The organism is Microbacterium sp., from assembly GCF_031178445.1.
In the GTDB taxonomy this organism is placed as follows: domain Bacteria; phylum Actinomycetota; class Actinomycetes; order Actinomycetales; family Microbacteriaceae; genus Microbacterium.
On record NZ_JAPSIY010000004.1, the window covers coordinates 29,408 to 47,497 of the forward strand.

Genomic DNA, 18,090 nt, shown 5'->3' on the forward strand with positions numbered 1-18,090 from the left:
GAAGCAAGACGGAACGTACCTGACGAAGGAGCACGGAATGGCTGACAGCGACATCAAGAAGGGCCTCGCCGGGGTCGTCGCAGACGAGACCGCGATCAGCAAGGTCAACCCCGAGACGAACAGCCTGCTCTACCGCGGCTATCCCGTGCAGGAACTGGCCGCGACGCAGCCGTTCGAGGCCGTCGCGCACCTGCTCTGGCACGGTGAACTGCCGACGCCGGAGCAGCTCGCCGATCTCCGCGCGACCGAGCGTGCGAATCGCGCGCTCGCCCCGGAGGTGAAGGAGGCCATCGACCGGCTGCCTCTGGACTCGCATCCGATGGACGAGGTGCGTACGGCCGTCAGCGTCATCGGCGCGATCGAGACGGCCGGTTCCGGCAACGTGCTCGACGCCGTCGGCACTCCCGAACAGAACCTCGACCGCAGTCTGAAGCTGTTCGCCGCGCTGCCCGCGATCGTCTCGTACGGTCAGCGCCGCCGACGCGGCCTGGAACCGATCGAGCCGCGCGACGATCTCGACTACGCCGCGAACTTCCTCTGGCTCACCTTCGGCGAGGACCCGGAGCCGGTCGTCGTCGACGCCTTCAACCGATCGATGATCCTGTACGCGGAGCATTCGTTCAACGCGTCCACGTTCACCGCGCGGGTCATCACGTCGACCCTCAGTGACCTCTACTCAGCCGTGGTCGGCGCGATCGGCGCGCTGAAGGGCCCGCTGCACGGCGGGGCGAACGAGGCCGTGATGCACATCTTCGATGAGATCGGCTCGGCCGACCAGGTGGTGCCCTGGCTCGACAGGGCGCTCGCCGAGAAGCGCAAGATCATGGGCTTCGGTCACCGTGTCTACAAGCGTGGCGACTCGAGGGTGCCGACGATGAAGGCCGCGCTCGACAGTCTCGTCGAGCACTATGACCGCCCCGATGTCGCCGAGCTGTACGAGACGCTCGAGAGCGAGTTCGTCTCGCGCAAGGGCATCTACCCGAACCTCGACTACCCGTCGGGCCCGGCATACAACCTCATCGGCTATGACACGCTGACCTTCACCCCGCTGTTCATCGCGGCGCGTATCACCGGCTGGACGGCGCACATCGCCGAGCAGCAGTCGTCGAACGCGCTCATCCGGCCGCTCTCGGCGTACAACGGCCCCGACGAGCGTCACATCGAGGAATACGAGCCCGACACCGCAGCCATCGAGGTGCTGGAGCGGCCCGAGGAGGCGGCGAGCTGATGACCGCCCGGCAGAAGGTCGCGATCGTCTCCGGTGCACGCACGCCGGTCGGGCGGTTCGGCGGGGCGTTCAGGGACACACCAGCGCATGAACTCGGTGCGGTCGCAGTCGTCGAGGCGCTGCGCCGTTCGGGGGTGGACCAGGCCCGCGTCGGCGAGGTCGTCATCGGCACGATCGGGCAGGTCGCAGGCGACGCCTACATCGCGCGCAGGATCGCACTCGAGGCAGGACTGGACGTCAACACCCCCGCCTTCACGGTGAACCGGCTGTGCGGCTCCGGCCTGCAGGCGATCTGGTCGGGAGCGCAGGAGCTGCTGTGGGGCAGCACGGACGTCGTGGTCGCCGGCGGCGCCGAGAACATGACCCGGATGCCGTTCTACGACTTCGACGCGCGGTTCAACGACAGGCTGGGACACCGTCAGCTGCTCGACGGCACGATCGCGATGCTCACCGATCCGTTCTCGAACCGGCACATGGGCGTCACCGCCGAGAACGTCGCGGACCGCTTCGGCATCACGCGCGAGGAGCAGGACGCCTTCGCGCTCGAATCCCAGCGGAGGGCGTCGACGGATGCCGCGCAGACGGCGTTCGCCGAGGAGATCGTGGACGTCACCACCTCGGGTCGCCGACCCGTTCGGGTTTCGAAGGACGAGCATCCGCGACCGGACACCACACTGGCGGCTCTCGCGGAACTGAAGTTCGCCTTCGTCGAGGACGGCACCGTCACCGCCGGCAACGCCTCCGGGATCAATGACGGCGGAGCGGCGACCGTGCTCATGCGCGAGGCCGACGCGCGGGCCGAAGGTGCTCCTGTGCTCGCCACGATCGAGGCCGTGACCACCGCGGCGCTGGAGCCCGAGATCATGGGCTACGCGCCGACTCTCGCGCTGAGGAAGCTGTTCGCTCAGACAGGGCTGACGCCCGCCGACGTGTCGACGGTCGAGTTGAACGAGGCGTTCGCCTCTCAGGCGCTCGCGGTGATCCGCGATGCCGAGCTCGATCCCGAGAGGACGAACCCCTACGGCGGGGCGATCGCTCTCGGGCATCCGGTCGGGGCGACCGGTGCGATCCTCACGGTGCGCGCCGCGCTCACGCTACAGCGGACCGGTGAGGAGTACGCCATCGTGACGATGTGCATCGGCGGGGGCCAGGCGCTGGCCGCACTGCTGAAGAGGGGATGAGGTCTCGCGGTGACGTTACGAGGGCGGTCCTGACTACGGCAGCCGCCGGCGGTACTGTTCGAGGATGACCGGATTGCTCTCCCCGCCCGTGGGCGCAGTCGAGCCCGTCTCCCAGCCCGGTCGTGAACCGGAGAGCACCCAGGCGGCCTGAACGGCCGCACCCTGTGCCACGTACTCGCGGGGTTCGGGAACGACGACGGGCAGGTCGAACACCTGCGCCGCGATCGTGCGCACCGCCGCGCTCTGGGAGCCGCCGCCGATGAGAAGGATGCGGTGGGTCTCGACGCCCTGGGCTCGGATCGCGGCGAGGCCCTCGGCGAGTCCGCACAGCACGCCTTCGATCGCCGCGCGGGCGAGGTTCGCGCGCGTGGTGCTCGCCAGCGTCATGCCGAACAGTGTCGCCGTGGCATCAGGGCGGTTCGGGGTGCGCTCGCCCTCGAACCACGGCTGCATCACCAGCCCGCCTGCGCCGGGCGAGGCGGTGAGCGCCAGGGCGCTCAGCTCGTCGTGCCCCACACCGAGCAGATCGGCCGCCGCGTCCAGGACGCGAGCGGCGTTGAGGGTCGCGATGAGCGGAAGCCAGCCCCCTGCGGCATCCGCGAATCCCGCCACCGTCCCCGTCGCGTCGCGCACCGGACGATCGGTCACAGCGAACACGGTGCCGCTGGTGCCTATCGACACCACCGCGTCGCCGCTGTGCGCCCCGACACCGAGGGCGGCGCCGGCGTTGTCACCGGCACCGGGTGCGACTCGTCGCCCATCGGCATCCGTCACGTACTCGTCCGGGCTGAGCACGCGGGGCAGTGCCACCGCCGCGGCTTCACGACGCAGGGCCTGCGAGAGGATGTCGAGATCGTAGCCGCCCTCGCCCCAGTAGGCCGTGCCGCTGGCATCGGAGCGATCCGTGATGAGTTCCTCCAGGGCGGGGTTCTCCGGCCCGAATCCGCGCAGCCGCCACGTCAGCCAGTCGTGCGGCAGCGCCACGGCGGCGACACGTCCCGCGTCGCCCGGTTCGTGATCGGCGAGCCAGCGCAGCTTGGCGGCGGTGAACGAGGCCACGGGTACGACCCCGGTGCGCTCGGCGAACCGCATCGCGCCGACCTCGTCGATGAGATCGGCGGCGGCATCGGCCGATCTCGTGTCGTTCCACAGCAGCGCAGGACGGATGATCCGGCCCTGCGCATCGAGGGCGACCATGCCGTGCTGCTGACCGGCGATCGACCACGCCTCGACGTCGTCCATGCCACCCGCATCCGCGATTGCGGCCTGCAGCGCCTCCCACCACGTGGAGGGGTCGACCTCGGTGCCGTCGGGGTGCGACGCGCGCCCTGAGCGCACCAGGTGACCCGTCGACGTATCGACGATGACGACCTTGCACGACTGCGTCGACGAGTCGACGCCCATGACGAGGCTCACGTCAGCGAGCGCCCATCAGATGCTCCGTCGCCAGCTGCTGCAGCCGCACGAAGCCGAAGCCGTGCCCGCCGAGGTAGGCGGAGGCGTCGAAGTCCTCGAACGCGCTGCGGTCGCCGATCAGGTCTTCGTAACTCTCGCCCTCGCCCAGCGTGGGCTGCGACAACTCTGCGACCTTGGCGGCGGCCAGCGCCTCCTGCACCTCGGGGTCTGCGCGGAAGGCCGCGGCGCGCTCCTTCAGCAGCAGGTACATGCGCATGTTCGCCGCGGCCGATTCCCATACGCCCGCCTCGTCCTCGGTGCGGCTGGGCTTGTAGTCGAAGTGCCGTGGGCCGTCGTACGCGGGCACACCGCCGGGGCCGCCGTTCTCGAGCAGATCGACGAGCGCGAAGGCGTTGTGCAGATCGCCGTGGCCGAACACGAGATCCTGGTCGTACTTGATGCCGCGCTGGCCGTTGAGGTCGATGTGGAACAGCTTGCCGTGGTACAGCGCCTGAGCGATGCCCGCCGCGAAGTTGAGCCCCGCCATCTGCTCGTGACCGACCTCCGGGTTCAGGCCGACCAACTCGGGCCGCTCCAGCGAATCGATGAAGGCGATGGCGTGCCCGAGGGTGGGCAGCAGGATGTCACCGCGCGGCTCGTTCGGCTTCGGCTCGATGGCGAAGCGGATGTCGTAGCCCTTGTCGGTGACGTAGTCGCCGAGGAGGTTGACCGCCTCGCGATAGCGCTCGAGGGCTGCGCGGATGTCCTTGGCGGAGTCGTACTCCGCACCCTCGCGACCGCCCCACATGACGAAGGTCTTCGCACCCAGCTCGGCGGCGAGGTCGATGTTTCGCAGCACCTTGCGAAGCGCGAAACGGCGCACCCCGCGGTCGTTCGAGGTGAATCCGCCGTCCTTGAAGACCGGTGCGCTGAAGAGGTTCGTGGTGACCATCGGCACCACGATGCCGGTGTCGGCCATGGCCCGCTTCAGGCGGTCGATCTGGCTCTGCCGCTCGGCATCCGTCGAGCCGAAGGCGAACAGGTCGTCGTCGTGGAAGGTCAGGCCGTACGCTCCGAGTTCCGAGAGTCTCTCGACGGCGTGGACCACGTCGAGCGCGGGTCGGGTCGGGCCGCCGAACGGATCGGTGCCGTTGTAGCCGATGGTCCAAAGACCGAACGAGAACCGGTCGGCCCTGGTGGGTGTGGGTGCCATGATGATCAGCCTTCAGCGTCGTCGATGAATTGTTGTAGAGTCAAACATATCACAGGCGTCCGTCGTGCATCGCTGGAGCGGTCGGTAGCCTGAAGACTCACAGCGGCGGGAGGGCGGGATGATCGAACGCGCCACGACGATCGAAGGCGTCCGTCGCGCGAACCTCGGCGACGTCCTGCGACTCGTGCATCACGGCGGACCCCGTTCACGCGCCGCGCTCACGGCGGAGACCGGCCTGAACCGCTCGACCGTGTCCGACCTCGTCGCCAGGCTCGTGAGTGCGGGGCTCGTCGACGAACGCGATCCCGATCCCACCCGCCGCGTCGGCAGGCCGTCGCCCATCGTGGCGCCGAGCCGGGATATTCTGGCGGTCGGCGTCAATCCCGAGATCGACGCGATAGAGATCGGTGCGGTGTCACTGGGCGGTCGCGTGCGTGAGCGCACGCGCATCGACGCGGACAAGCCGGGCATCGCCGAGGTCGTCGAGGTGGTGGCGCAGGTGGTGGCGGGGTGGCGGGATGGCGCGCTCGCGGGATGCCGCATCATCGGGGCCGGCGTCGCCGTGCCCGGTCTGGTGCGCACAGCCGACGGGCTCGTGCGTCTGGCGCCGCACCTGGAGTGGCGGGACGCCGACATCGCAGGTCCTCTGGCGACCGCCCTCGGCCTGCCCGTCACCGTCGGCAACGACGCCTCGCTCGGCGCTCGCGCTGAGAGGACGTTCGGCGCTGCGCAGGAGCACGAGAACATCGTGTACCTGAACGGCGGCGCGAGCGGGATCGGCGGCGGGCTGATCCTGCACGGACGGCTCATCGGCGGGGCGGGCGGGTATGCGGGCGAGTGGGGGCAGACGGCTGCGGCTTTCTCAGACCCGGCTGATCGCCGGGTCCAGGGCGGCGTGCTCGAGGACGAGGTGAATCGCGCGCGGCTGCTGGCATCCGCCGGCCTGCACAATGCGGACGACGCCCGACTCGAAGAGGCGCTCACCGCACCCGGCGCGGTCGAGACGGCCGAGGAGGTCGCGCGCCAGCGCCGCATCCTGGCCGCGACCCTCGGCAATGCCGTCACCGTGCTGAACCCGTCGATGATCGTGCTTGCCGGATTCCTGGGCGTGCTCCGCGAGACCGACGCAGACGGATTCGACCGCGAGGTCAGCCGGCGCGCACTGGCGGCGTCTGGAGAGGGCGTGCTGCTCTCGTCTGCGGCGCTCGCCGCTGATCGGCTGCTCATCGGGGCCGCCGACGCGGCCTTCGACCGCCTGCTCGCCGACCCGCTCGGCTGATGAGCAAGAGCCGTATTTGACCTTGCCCCGGGGGGAGACACCACCGTTGCGGTGTCGGCGAAGGTCGCCGACGCGATGAGAGGGAACGCATGGAACTCATGTCGATCGGCGACTTCGCCCGAGCTGCAGGCCTGACGCCCAAGGCTCTGCGCATCTACGACGATCTGAGCCTGCTGCGTCCGGCTGAAGTCGACGAGCGCAACGGCTACCGGTACTACGCGGCCGATCAGCTGCAAGCCGCACGCCTGATCGCGGCGCTGCGTCGTGTCGGCATGCCACTCGAGCGCATCCGGGTGGCGCTCGCCCTTCCACACGCCGCGGTCGCCGCCGAGGTCACTGCGTTCTGGCGCCAGACCGAGGCCGACCTGCGCTCACGGCGCACCCAGGTTCTCGCCCTCATCGCCGACCTTCGATCGAAGGAGAGCACCATGACGACTGCACGCACCCCTGGTACCCGTGTCGCTCACGCCCTCGGGTTGGGCGCAAGAGCCGAGCAGCTCGACGCCGTTCATATCGCCGATGCGCTGTGGGCGGTCGCCGACGGCTTCGGCGGCGCGCCGGCGGTGAGCGGCCGGTTCGTCGACCTGCTGGCCGCCGAGCCGCAGCCGATCAGCGCCGAGCGGTGGGATCTGCTGGCCGCGGAGTGCGCGGCGGAGATCGGCGGTGAAGCGCGGGGGAGCACCTTCACGGCGATCTCTCTGCGCGGCGACGTCGCGACGATCGCGCATCTCGGCGATTCGCGCGCGTGGCTGCTGCGCGATGGCGTGCTGCGCCAGCTGACCACAGACCACACCGAGGTCGCTGCTCTGGTCGAGGAAGGCAGGTTGTCAGAGGAGGAGGCGCGGCTGCATCCTCGTCGTGCGATGCTCAACCGGGCGCTCACCTCGGGGACCTCGACGGATCCCGATGTCATCGGCACGACGGTCCGGCGGGGAGACCGGCTGGTGCTGACGACGGACGGCGTGCACGCCCTCTTCTCCGAGGCCGAGCTGAGCGCGCTGCTGACGGAGCGCGATGCCGACGCCGCGGTGGCGGCGACGATGGCAGCGGTGCATGAGGCCGGAGAGCCCGACAACCATGCAATCGTGGTCGTCGACATCGAAGACTGACGAAGGAGACCCCCGCCGACCCGATTCGGCGGGGGTCTCGCGGTCCGTGACCGCGGCGGGAGCATCGCTCACCGCGGCGCGGAGATCTCGGCAGCACCCGATCCGGTCTGAGTCTCTTCCGCGCAGAGACAGTTGTACCTGCGCAAGGTGACGCGTCGGTGAACGCGGCTGGAACATCTGCGAGGCGGCCCCATCGGGTGGGCGGAGGCGAGCCGACGAGCGGGTCGAGCTGGGCGGGGTCGACAGATAGTTGGTGTCCCTAGTATTTCGTCTGCCCGCCGACTATCCTGATCACTGTGCCAAAGAAGGCACGGAGGAGCGTCAGCACAATGACTCGTTTGATCCCACACTTCGTAGGCGGAAGGCACGTCGAGACCGCCGGCGGCCGCGTCGCGGACGTCTTCGACCCCAGCTCGGGGGCCGTGCAGGCGCGCGTGCCGCTCGCCACCGCCGACGAGGTTCGCACCGTGATCGAGAACGCGGAGGCGGCCCAGCCGGAATGGGCGGCGACGAACCCGCAGAAGCGCGCCCGCGTGATGATGCGCTTCGTCGAGCTCGTGCACCGCGACATGGACGAGCTCGCCCGGCTGCTGTCGAGCGAGCACGGCAAGACCTTCGACGACGCCAAGGGTGACATCCAGCGCGGCATCGAGGTGATCGAGTTCTGCATCGGAGCACCGCACCTGTTGAAGGGCGAGTATGCGACAGGGGCGGGTGCCGGCATCGACGTGTATTCGATGCGCCAGCCGCTCGGCGTCGTCGCCGGCATCACGCCGTTCAACTTCCCCGCGATGATTCCGCTGTGGAAGGCGGGCCCGGCACTCGCATCCGGAAACGCGTTCGTGCTCAAGCCGAGTGAGCGCGACCCGTCTGTGCCGGTGCGCCTCGCCGAGCTGTTCCTCGAGGCGGGTCTGCCCGCCGGCGTCTTCAACGTCGTGCACGGTGACAAGGAGGCGGTCGACACGCTCATCACCGACCCGCGCGTGCGGGCGGTCGGCTTCGTCGGCTCGACGGCCATCGCCGAGTACATCTACACCACGGCGACCGCGCACGGGAAGCGCGCACAGTGCTTCGGCGGTGCGAAGAACCACATGATCGTCATGCCGGACGCCGATCTCGACCAGGTCGCAGACGCCCTGATCGGCTCCGGGTACGGATCTGCAGGCGAGCGCTGCATGGCGATCTCGGTCGCCGTGCCCGTCGGGGAGCAGACCGCTGATGCGCTCGCCGCCAAGCTCACCGAGCGTGTGGCCGAGCTGAAGGTCGGCCCTTCGCTCGACGAGGGCATGGACTACGGCCCGCTCGTCACGCGCGCCGCGGTCGAGAGGGTCACCGCGTACATCCAGCAGGGCGTCGACGAGGGAGCGACCCTGCTCGCCGACGGTCGCGGCTTCACCGTCGAGGGGCACGAGGAGGGCTTCTACCTCGGGCCCACCCTGTTCGACCATGTCACGACCGACATGGCGATCTACCGCGAAGAGATCTTCGGGCCGGTGCTCGTGATCGCCAGAGCATCCGACTACGAAGAGGCGCTCGCCATGGCCTCGGACCACGAGTACGGCAACGGTGTCGCGATCTTCACGCGAGACGGGGATGCCGCCCGCGACTTCGTCGCCAGGGTCAACGTCGGGATGGTCGGTGTGAACGTGCCGATCCCCGTGCCGATCGCGTACTTCACGTTCGGCGGCTGGAAGCGCAGCGGATTCGGCGACCTCAACCAGCACGGGGCCGACGCGTTCCGGTTCTACACCAAGACCAAGACCGTCACCAGCCGTTGGCCGGCCCACGGCATCCGCGAGGGGGCCAGCTTCGTGATCCCCACTCTGCACTGATCCCCGCTCCCAGGACCACCTCGTACAAGGAACTGAAGATGACCACCACTGCCACCACCGTCACGACCACCGCCGAGGAGCGCGAGGCGATTCTCGGCGCCGTGCGCGAGTTCACCGAAGCCGAGCTCACGCCGTTCGCCGCCGAGCGCGACGAGAAGCACATCTTCCCCCGCGAGAGCCTGCATCGCGCGGGCGAGCTGGGGCTGGGCGGCATCTACGTGCGCGAGCAGTTCGGCGGCACCGGGCTCGGCCGTGTCGACACGGTCGCGATCTTCGAGGAACTCGCCAAGGGTGACACCGCGGTCGCGGCGTACATCTCGATCCACAACATGGTCGCCTGGATGATCGACACGTACGGCACGGAGGAGCAGCGAGTGCAGTGGGTGCCGCCGCTGGCGGCGATGGAGGCCTTCGGGGGATACTGCCTCACCGAGCCGGGCGCGGGATCGGATGCGGCGAACATCGCCACCAGTGCCATGCGCGATGGCGACGACTACGTGCTGACAGGCGTCAAGCAGTTCATCTCCGGCGCGGGCGAAGCCGGCGTGTACGTCGTGATGGCACGCACCGGCTCCGCTTCCTCCGGCGCCAAGGGTATCTCGGCGTTCCTGGTTCCCGGCGACGCCAAGGGACTGAGTTTCGGGGCCCCCGAGAAGAAGATGGGCTGGCATGCGCAGCCCACCCGACAGGTCATCTTCGACGGGGTGCGGGTTCCCGCTTCCTCGAGGCTGGGCGGCGAGGGCGAGGGGTTCGCCATCGCCATGTCGGCGCTCAACGGCGGACGACTGAACATCGCGGCCTGCTCGATCGGCGGTGCGCAGTGGGCGCTCGACCGCGCCGTGCAGTACGTGCACGAGCGGGTCGCATTCGGCGAGCCGCTTGCAGAGAAGCAGTCCATCCTGTTCACCATCGCCGACATGCGCACCGATCTGCAGGCGGCGCGGCTGATGATGCGTGACGGTGCGCAGGCGGTGGACGACAAGGCGCCGGATGCCACGATGCGCTGCGCCATGGCCAAGCGGTTCGCCACGGATGCCGCGTTCGACGTCGCGAACAGGGCCCTTCAGCTGCATGGCGGCTACGGGTACCTTCAGGACTACGGAATCGAGAGGGTCGTGCGCGACCTGCGCGTGCACCAGATCCTGGAAGGGACGAACGAGATCATGCGACTCATCGTCGGGCGCGAGATGCTGCGGCCCGCGGGTTCCGCCTCGCTCCAGCGCAGCGGCGCAGACCGGGAGGCATCATGACCCGTATCGCCTTCCTCGGCCTCGGGCACATGGGACTGCCCATGGCGAAGAACCTCGTCGCCGCCGGACACGAGGTGCACGGTTACGACGTCGTGCCCGCCGCGGACGAGGCGGCCAGGGCGGCGGGCATCCCCGTGGCAGACAGTGGCGCTGCCGCCGTCGCCGACGCGGACGTCGTCATCACCATGTTCCCCGCGGGCAAGCACGTGATCGCGGCGTACCGCGACGAACTGCTCGGCGCGGCGAAGCCGGGCACGCTGTTCATCGAGTCCTCCACGATCGCGGTCGACGAGGCGCGCGAAGCACATGAGATGGCGATCGCCGCGGGGCACCGCAATGTCGACGCCCCCGTCTCCGGCGGCGTCGTCGGGGCGGAGAACGGGACGCTCGCTTTCATGGTGGGCGGCTCCGACGAGGACTTCGCTGAGGCCCTGCCGCTGCTGGAGGCGATGGGCAAGCGCATCGTGCACTGCGGCGGGCCCGGTCTGGGGCAGGCGGCGAAGGTGTGCAACAACATGATCCTCGGAATATCGCAGATCGCCGTCGCGGAGGCCTTCGTGCTGGGGGAGCGGCTCGGCCTCGAGCATCAGGCCCTTTACGACGTGGTCTCGCAGGCGTCAGGTCAGTGCTGGGCGCTCACCACCAACTGCCCGGTGCCCGGACCCGTGCCGACCAGCCCCGCGAACCGCGACTATCAGCCGGGCTTCGCAGGGGCGCTGATGGCCAAGGATCTCGGGCTCGCGCTGCAGGCGATCGAGGGCACGGGGACGGATGCCAGAATGGGGCGTCTCGCAGAGCAGATCTACGCCGCCTTCGCCGCGGGCTCCGGCGCCGGACGTGACTTCTCCGGCATCATCACGGATATCCGCGTCGCGGGCTGAGCGGCCGGCCGCGCGATCGGCGCGAGCTGCTGTCCGAGGTTCGCATCGGCGGAACAGGCGGTGAACGAGTGCGCGGACGGGGGCCTGCGACGCCCGGGCGTGCGCACGCCTGGAATACTGGAGGGGCCGCAACGCCGCGGCGGAGGGAGCGAACATGTCCGAGTACGAGACGATCCTCGTGGAACAGCGAGGACGGGTGGGATGGATCACCCTCAACAGGCCGGAGGCCCTCAACGCTCTCAACGGCCGGGTCTCCGAAGAGGTCTCTGCGGCGGCGTCCGCATTCGACGCGGATGAGGGAATCGGCGCGATCGTCGTCACCGGATCGGAGAAGGCGTTCGCGGCCGGAGCCGACATCAAGGAGATGGAGTCGAAGACCGGCGCCGAGATGCTCGACACCGACCACTTCGGCGCATGGAACACCTTCGCCGCCGTGCGCACCCCGGTGATCGCCGCGGTCTCCGGCTACGCGCTCGGAGGCGGGTGCGAGCTGGCGATGATGTGCGACATCATCCTCGCCGCGGATTCGGCCACCTTCGGCCAGCCCGAGATCAACCTCGGCGTGATGCCGGGCATGGGTGGCACGCAGCGCCTGATCCGCGCCGTGGGCTATTACAAGGCCGCCGAGCTGATCCTCTCGGGCCGGTTGATCAAGGCCGACGAGGCCGAGCGCATCGGCCTGGTGTCGCGCGTGGTGCCGGCATCCGATCTGCTCCGAGAGGCGAGCGAGCTCGCCGAGACCATCGCCTCGAAGTCGCTGCCGTCGGTGTACGCGGCGAAGGCGGCGCTGGATGCGGCGATGGAGACCTCCCTGTCCGACGGCCTCGCGCACGAGAAGCAGGCCTTCGCGGCACTGTTCGACACCGCCGACCAGAAGGAGGGGATGGCCGCATTCCGGGAGAAGCGCCCCCCTCACTTCGTGCACCGATGAGCGGCGCGATCGACGTGCTGCCCGACGACGCCGACCTGACTCTTCCCGAGACCGATCGTCGCGCGCTCGTCGAGTGGACGGTGGCGTGCGCCGAGCGACTGCTGCCGCTGTTCCGTGCGGAGCGACCGGACGACGACCGGCCCCGTGAGGCGCTCGACGCCGCACAGGCCTTCCTGCGGGGTGAGCTGCAGATCGGCGAGGTGCGCGAGCGCGCCTTCGCCTGCCATGCCGCCGCGCGCGAAGCTCGCGATCCGTCGGCCATCGCGGCGGCTCGGGTGTGCGGCCAGGCGGCCGCCGTGGCGCACATGGCGGGACACGCCAGGCAGGTGCCCCGCTACACGGCCAAGGCGTTCCCCGGCGACCGGTCGCGGCGCGACGAGGAACTCGCCTGGCAGCGCATGCAGGTGCCTGAACGCTTCGACCACTACGTGTACCACGGCGACTAGCGTCGACGCGCTGCCCGGCGCGAGCGCTCTCACAGGCGGAACACGGCTCCTGCGCGAGAAACCACTTCTGGCACGAAACACCCGCGCGCACGTGGGTTCTCATGCCGAACGTGGTTTCTCGCGGACGCGCGGGGCGCGCCGACACGGGGCGCGAGCGTCAGCTGCGCAGCTCCTCCAGCGCCTTCGCGAGACGGCGCTCGCGGGTGGCATCCTGTTTGGCTTCGGCGATCGAGCGCGCGATCTCCTTGCGGCGCGAGTACGACAGTCCGTCGAAGGCGGCCTTGGCGTCTGCATCCGATTCCAGCGCAGCGGCGAGTGCTTCGGGAACCTCGACCGTCCGTTCGGCGGTGTCTGGCGCGATCACCACATCGAACTCATCGCCGAGCTCCACACCCATCTCGGCACGCGCCGCCTTGCTGAAGCCGATCAGGTTCTGCCCGCCCATCCGCGCGAGGCGCAGCCGCGCGGCGCGTTCGCCGATCGTGACGACGACCGGGAACGTCTTCGCCGCGCTGAGCGTCGCGACCTGCTCATCATCGAGCACGATGGCACCGGCGGGACCCATGGGCTGAAGGACGGTGTGCAGGCGGAGTTCGCTCATGCCAGGCATCATACGCGGCGGGGTTCTCACGTCGACAGCGGTGATCGTGCAGGCCTAACCGGGCAGGCGGCTCCTCGCAAGGGGGTCCGGCGCGGGGAGGCGGCTGGTTATCGTCGACCCATGAGCGACGTGACGATCTTCGCCCCCTCGCCGACACTGACGGTGACCGTCGAGAACGCGGGCGACGCCGACGAGATCCACATCCACGCGGGCGGGCAGGGGGTGTGGCAAGCCCGGATGCTGCGCCGGCTCGGCGTCTCGGTGACGATGTGCTGCTCCCTCGCCGGTGAAGCCGGAGCGGTCATCCGGCACCTGCTCGAGGACGACGGGGTGGAGGTCGTTGGCATCGAGCGGCCGGGCCGTGCATCCGCCTATGTGCAGGACCGCCGCCGGGGCGAACGCAGAGAGGTCGGCGCCGAGATCGGCGACCCGGTCGCGCGTCACGAACTCGACGAACTCTACGGGGCGGTCATCCGCGAGGGGATACGCACCGGCACCGTCATACTCAGCGGGCCCGTGGCTGACGACGTGCTGCCGGCCGACACGTACCGCAGGATGGCGGCCGATCTGCGAGAGGCGGGATGCACTGTCGTCGCCGACCTCTCCGGCGAGCGGCTGGATGCAGCGCTCGAGGGCGGGCTGCACCTGCTGAAGGTCAGCGACGAGGAACTGCGCGACCACGGCTTCGACACCGGCTCGATGCAGGCGCTCACCGAGGCGATGGCTTCGCTGCGATCGCGCGGCGCCGGAACAGTCATCGTCACCCGTGCCGCTGAACCACTGCTGATGCTCGACTCGGAGGGGATGCTCGAGGTCACCCCGCCGAAGCTCGAGGTCGCAGACAGTCGGGGCGCGGGCGACTCGCTGATTGCGGGAGTGGTCGCAGGCCTCGTTCGCGGTGAGCCGGCGCGTACGGCGATCACGCTCGGAGCGGCCGCCGGAACGACGAACGTGACCAGGCACGGCCTCGGCACGGGCGACGCCGACACGATCGCCGAGCTCAGGGGTCACGTGCGCACGCGTCCACTCGGCCACGAGGACGACGAAAGCCGGGGTGTGAGCCCCGACGGCCTGGCATCGCTGATCGAGACGGAGGAGGAAGGATGACCCGCGTCCTGGTCACCAATGACGACGGCATCGCCTCGCCCGGGCTGCACGCCCTCGCCACAGCCCTCCTCGGCCGTGGGATGGACGTGGTGATCGCCGCGCCGGTGGCGCAGTCCAGCGGATCGAGCGCATCGATCATGGCGGAGGATGCCGAAGGGCGCATCCGCGTCGAGCGCCGCACCCTGGAGGGGCTGGAGGAGATTCCGGCGTACGCCGTGCACGGCGGTCCGGGACTGATCGCGCTCATCGCCGCCAGGGGAGCCTTCGGCGACCCGACCGATGTGGTCGCATCCGGGGTGAACCACGGGGCGAACGTCGGGCGCGCGATCCTGCACTCGGGAACCGTGGGCGCCGCACTCACCGGCGGGCTCAACGGGGCGTGGGGCGTCGCGGTCTCACTCGATGTGGGCCTGGCGCCGCGGGAGTTCCAGTGGGATGCCGCCGCCGAGGCGGCTGCCGACCTGGTGCCCGCTCTGCTGCGGCATCCGCGTGGCACCGTCATCAACGTGAACGTGCCCAACACGCCAGACAGGCGTGGCGTCGTCGAGGCCGACCTCGCTCCGTTCGGAATCGTGCAGACGACACTCACCCAGCACGACGAGCACAACGTGCGCCTCGCCGTCGAGGACCTTCCGCGCGACCCTGTCCCCGGCAGCGACGCGGCGCAGCTCGCCGACGGCTGGATCACCGTGACGGGACTGGATCCCGTCTCGCACGTGCCGCTGGGCATCGTCTGATGCGAGCCTCGCTCAGGAGAAGTGGGCGCTGATCCCGTCGTTGCGCTCGCTGATGACGGCCATCAGGTGACGCCGCATGGCAGTCGCGTCCACGACGCGGCCCAGCAGACCGAACGGCGAGCGGAACTCGATCGTGTCGCGCATTCGCGTGCCATCCGCATCCGGAAGGAACTCGTGCGTGTGCACGAACGACGCGAACGGGCCGCGGACCTGCCTGTCGCGGAACCGGTGCGGGCGGTCGAGGTCGTACACCGCCGAGGTCAGCCGGAACCGGATGCCGAAATGCCTGGCGCTCCACGTGATGCAGTCGCCCTCCCGCAGCATCCCCGAAGTCGGGCCGGCGACCACGCGCTCGCGGTGCGACCTCTGTGATCGCACGTGCAGCCCGACGTCGAGAGAGAGGTCGAACACCTCGGAGGGCGAAGCGGGGACCACACGCTCCAGCACGAACGACGGCATCGACGATGTCCGGGTCAGAGCGGGTCGGGCAGGGGGCGCGGATCGGTGAAGTCGCCGGCGTTGCGGCGCAGCCGCGCCACGATCCCGACCAGGGCGCCGGCGTCGTCGGCGTCCACTCCCGGATTCGTGAACACCTCGGTGTTGAGCGCGAGGGTCGCCCGCTCGACCAGCTCACGACCCGCATCCGTGAGGGTGAGCATCGCAGCGCGACCGTCGTGCGGATGCGGTTCGCGATTGACCAGGCCGTCGCGCACGAGCCGCTCCGCCGTGCTGGTGAGGCTGGTGGCGTGCACCTGCAGACGGGCCACCACGCTCGACAGGGGCAGTCGGCCGTTGCGGCTGAAGGCGAGCAGGCGCAGCACCTCGTAGCGGGCGAAGCTCAGGCGGAAGGGCTTGAGCGCGGCATCCACCCGCGCCAGCAGCAGCTGCTGCGCGCGCATCACCGAGATCACCACGGCCATGCCGTCGGCCGAATCCGTCCACCCGTGAGCGAGCCACTGGCGCTTCGCCTCGGCGAGCGGATCGATGGGAAGGGGGCGGGGACGAGGCACCGTCTCAGCGTATCGCTCGTGACGAAACGCCCGGTTATGTATACATACGCCCGCGTTCCGTGTGTTGTTCCGCGTGGTCAGAGCCGCTTTGGGTACATAGACCCAGATGCGGATAGACTCGGCCATGGCGTGAGGAGATGTCGATGAAGATCTACGTCCTGGTGAAGGAAGTGCCCGACACCTACGGTGACCGCAAGCTCGATCTCGAGACCGGGCTGGCCGATCGCGCGGCCGGCGATGTGGTGCTCGACGAGATCACTGAGCGTGCGCTCGAAGTGGCACTGTCGTACGCAGACAAGAACGCCGGCACCGAGGTCGTCGCCCTGTCGATGGCGCCCGAGACATCGACGGCATCCGTCCGCCGGGCGCTCGCGATCGGTGCGGCATCCGCTGTGCACGTCGTAGACGAAGAGCTGCGCGGCGCCGACTTGGGGCTGACCGCCGAGGTGCTGGCCGCCGCCATCCGCCGTGGCGAGCCCGACCTCGTCATCACCGGGAACCTCTCCACCGACGGCTCCGGCGGGATGATCCCCGCCATGCTCGCCGAGCACCTCGGCTTCGCACAGGCGACGGCGCTCAGCGCGGTCGAGATCGGCGACGGGCAGCTCACCGGCACTCGCGCGGCTGATGCCGGTTCCCAGCAGGTGACGGTTCCGCTGCCGGCGGTCATCTCCATCACCGAGGCACTGCCCGACGCGCGCTTCCCGAACTTCAAGGGCATCATGGCCGCGAAGAAGAAGCCTCTCGAGGTTCTCTCGCTCACCGACCTCGGCGTCTCTGCCGATCCCGCTGCCGCCCCCCGCACGATCATGACCACGGTGGCCGAGAAGCCGCCGCGGGCCGCGGGCGTCAAGATCACGGATGAGGGCGACGCCGCAGCGCAGCTCGTCGAGTTCCTCGTACAGAACAGGCTGGTGTGACATGGCATACCCGGAGAACCCGATCCTCGTCCTCGTCGACGTCGACCCCTCGGGCGCCGCGGCGAGCAGCACCGCCGCCCTGATCGGCGCGGCCTCGACGATCGGCGCCCCTGTCGCGCTCATCGTCGGCGGCAGCCAGGCGGCCACGGATGCCGCGGCTTCCGCCGGTGCCCAGGTGGTGCTGACGGCCGCCGGAGACGCCACCGCACTGACCGTGCCGATCGTCGACGCGCTGCAGGCGGCGTACCGGCAGGTGCGCCCGGACGCCGTGCTCATCTCGAACTCCATCACCGGCCGCGACGTCGCCGGGCGCTTCGCCGTGCGCGAGAAGCTCGCCGTCTCGGTCGACGCGATCGGCGTCTCGCGCGATGACGAGGGCATCGTCGCGCATCATTCCGTGTACGGCGGCTCCTATCTCACCGACTCCGCGCCCACGTACGGCGCACCGGTCATCACCGTGCGCCAGGGCGCTGTCGATACGCGTGCCGAAGCGACCACGCCCGTCGTCGAAGAGCTCGCCGTGACGGCATCCGGGGCTGCGGCGGCGACGGCGGGCGAGATCGCCGCCGTCGAGCAGACCTCCTCCCGGCCCGAGCTGCGGGGCGCCACGAAGGTCGTCTCGGGCGGGCGGGGCCTCGGGTCGAAGGAGCAGTTCGCGCTGGTCGAGCAGCTCGCCGATGCCCTGGGGGCCGCGATCGGCGCCTCGCGCGCCGCCGTCGACGCCGGTTACATCCCTTACGCCCACCAGGTCGGTCAGACCGGTGTCTCGGTCTCGCCGCAGCTGTACGTCGCCCTCGGGATCTCGGGCGCGATCCAGCACCGCGCGGGCATGCAGACCGCGAAGACCATCGTCGCCATCAACAAGGACGGCGATGCGCCCATCTTCGAGGTCGCCGACTTCGGCATCGTCGGCGATCTGTTCACGGTCGTGCCGCAGGTGATCGAGGCGCTCGAGGCGCGGAAGAAGTAG

Annotated in this window: 18 protein-coding genes; 13 read left to right on the forward strand and 5 right to left on the reverse strand. The window is 69.7% G+C overall.

Features of this window, described 5'->3' with window-relative positions; all coding sequences use genetic code 11:
* The first annotated feature begins 37 nt into the window (after nt 1–37).
* Together RIN43_RS06870 and RIN43_RS06875 are read left to right on the forward strand one after the other, a co-directional pair.
* Entirely contained in the window at nt 38–1,228 is a 1,191-nt protein-coding gene (locus tag RIN43_RS06870; RefSeq protein WP_309128158.1) for a bifunctional 2-methylcitrate synthase/citrate synthase, read from the forward strand.
* Nucleotides 1,228–2,409 (forward strand): thiolase family protein, encoded by a 1,182-nt coding sequence (locus tag RIN43_RS06875; protein WP_309128159.1) that lies wholly within the window; start codon nt 1,228–1,230, stop codon nt 2,407–2,409. Before RIN43_RS06870 ends, RIN43_RS06875 begins: the two co-directional genes overlap by 1 nt.
* Nucleotides 2,410–2,442: 33 nt before the next feature.
* Here the strand turns inward: RIN43_RS06875 and xylB are convergent, their stop codons facing one another.
* On the reverse strand, nt 2,443–3,825 hold the full coding sequence (xylB, locus tag RIN43_RS06880) for a xylulokinase (protein WP_309128160.1): 1,383 nt from the start codon (nt 3,823–3,825) through the stop codon (nt 2,443–2,445).
* Between the two features lies 1 nt (nt 3,826).
* Nucleotides 3,827–5,017, reverse strand: a complete 1,191-nt coding sequence (xylA, locus tag RIN43_RS06885; RefSeq protein WP_309128161.1) for a xylose isomerase — start codon at nt 5,015–5,017, stop codon at nt 3,827–3,829.
* A gap of 118 nt (nt 5,018–5,135) precedes the next feature.
* Between xylA and RIN43_RS06890 the strand changes: the two genes are divergently transcribed.
* From RIN43_RS06890 to RIN43_RS06920, 7 genes are all read left to right on the forward strand, one after another.
* Entirely contained in the window at nt 5,136–6,296 is a 1,161-nt protein-coding gene (locus RIN43_RS06890; RefSeq protein ID WP_309128162.1) for an ROK family transcriptional regulator, read from the forward strand.
* A gap of 89 nt (nt 6,297–6,385) precedes the next feature.
* Entirely contained in the window at nt 6,386–7,405 is a 1,020-nt protein-coding gene (locus tag RIN43_RS06895) for a MerR family transcriptional regulator (RefSeq protein WP_309128163.1), read from the forward strand.
* A 329-nt stretch (nt 7,406–7,734) separates the two neighbouring features.
* Nucleotides 7,735–9,237 (forward strand): CoA-acylating methylmalonate-semialdehyde dehydrogenase, encoded by a 1,503-nt coding sequence (locus RIN43_RS06900; RefSeq protein WP_309128164.1) that lies wholly within the window; start codon nt 7,735–7,737, stop codon nt 9,235–9,237.
* A gap of 38 nt (nt 9,238–9,275) precedes the next feature.
* A complete protein-coding gene (locus tag RIN43_RS06905; protein WP_309128165.1) occupies nt 9,276–10,487 on the forward strand; it encodes an acyl-CoA dehydrogenase family protein in 1,212 nt (403 codons plus the stop codon).
* Entirely contained in the window at nt 10,484–11,368 is an 885-nt protein-coding gene (gene mmsB / locus RIN43_RS06910) for a 3-hydroxyisobutyrate dehydrogenase (protein ID WP_309128166.1), read from the forward strand. The genes RIN43_RS06905 and mmsB overlap by 4 nt, the downstream gene beginning before the upstream one ends.
* A gap of 154 nt (nt 11,369–11,522) precedes the next feature.
* Nucleotides 11,523–12,299 (forward strand): enoyl-CoA hydratase-related protein, encoded by a 777-nt coding sequence (locus RIN43_RS06915; protein WP_309128167.1) that lies wholly within the window; start codon nt 11,523–11,525, stop codon nt 12,297–12,299.
* A complete protein-coding gene (locus RIN43_RS06920; protein ID WP_309128168.1) occupies nt 12,296–12,745 on the forward strand; it encodes a putative immunity protein in 450 nt (149 codons plus the stop codon). Before RIN43_RS06915 ends, RIN43_RS06920 begins: the two co-directional genes overlap by 4 nt.
* A 157-nt stretch (nt 12,746–12,902) precedes the next feature.
* Here RIN43_RS06920 and RIN43_RS06925 read toward each other — a convergent pair whose 3' ends face one another.
* Nucleotides 12,903–13,346 (reverse strand): YdeI/OmpD-associated family protein, encoded by a 444-nt coding sequence (locus RIN43_RS06925; RefSeq protein WP_309128169.1) that lies wholly within the window; start codon nt 13,344–13,346, stop codon nt 12,903–12,905.
* Nucleotides 13,347–13,466: 120 nt separating this feature from the next.
* On the opposite strand from RIN43_RS06925, the gene RIN43_RS06930 reads away from it, so the two are divergent.
* Together RIN43_RS06930 and surE are read left to right on the forward strand one after the other, a co-directional pair.
* Nucleotides 13,467–14,453, forward strand: coding sequence for a PfkB family carbohydrate kinase (locus RIN43_RS06930; RefSeq protein WP_309128170.1), 987 nt, complete (start codon nt 13,467–13,469; stop codon nt 14,451–14,453).
* Nucleotides 14,450–15,190, forward strand: coding sequence for a 5'/3'-nucleotidase SurE (surE, locus tag RIN43_RS06935; protein WP_309128171.1), 741 nt, complete (start codon nt 14,450–14,452; stop codon nt 15,188–15,190). The genes RIN43_RS06930 and surE overlap by 4 nt, the downstream gene beginning before the upstream one ends.
* 12 nt (nt 15,191–15,202) lie before the next feature.
* Here the strand turns inward: surE and RIN43_RS06940 are convergent, their stop codons facing one another.
* Nucleotides 15,203–15,649 (reverse strand): SRPBCC family protein, encoded by a 447-nt coding sequence (locus RIN43_RS06940; RefSeq protein ID WP_309128172.1) that lies wholly within the window; start codon nt 15,647–15,649, stop codon nt 15,203–15,205.
* A gap of 14 nt (nt 15,650–15,663) precedes the next feature.
* Nucleotides 15,664–16,200, reverse strand: a complete 537-nt coding sequence (locus tag RIN43_RS06945) for a MarR family transcriptional regulator (protein ID WP_309128173.1) — start codon at nt 16,198–16,200, stop codon at nt 15,664–15,666.
* A gap of 143 nt (nt 16,201–16,343) precedes the next feature.
* On the opposite strand from RIN43_RS06945, the gene RIN43_RS06950 reads away from it, so the two are divergent.
* Nucleotides 16,344–17,120, forward strand: a complete 777-nt coding sequence (locus RIN43_RS06950; protein ID WP_309128174.1) for an electron transfer flavoprotein subunit beta/FixA family protein — start codon at nt 16,344–16,346, stop codon at nt 17,118–17,120.
* 1 nt (nt 17,121) lies between these two features.
* Nucleotides 17,122–18,090 carry an electron transfer flavoprotein subunit alpha/FixB family protein gene (locus tag RIN43_RS06955; protein ID WP_309128175.1) on the forward strand — a complete coding sequence of 323 codons (969 nt, stop codon included), beginning with the start codon at nt 17,122–17,124 and terminating at the stop codon, nt 18,088–18,090.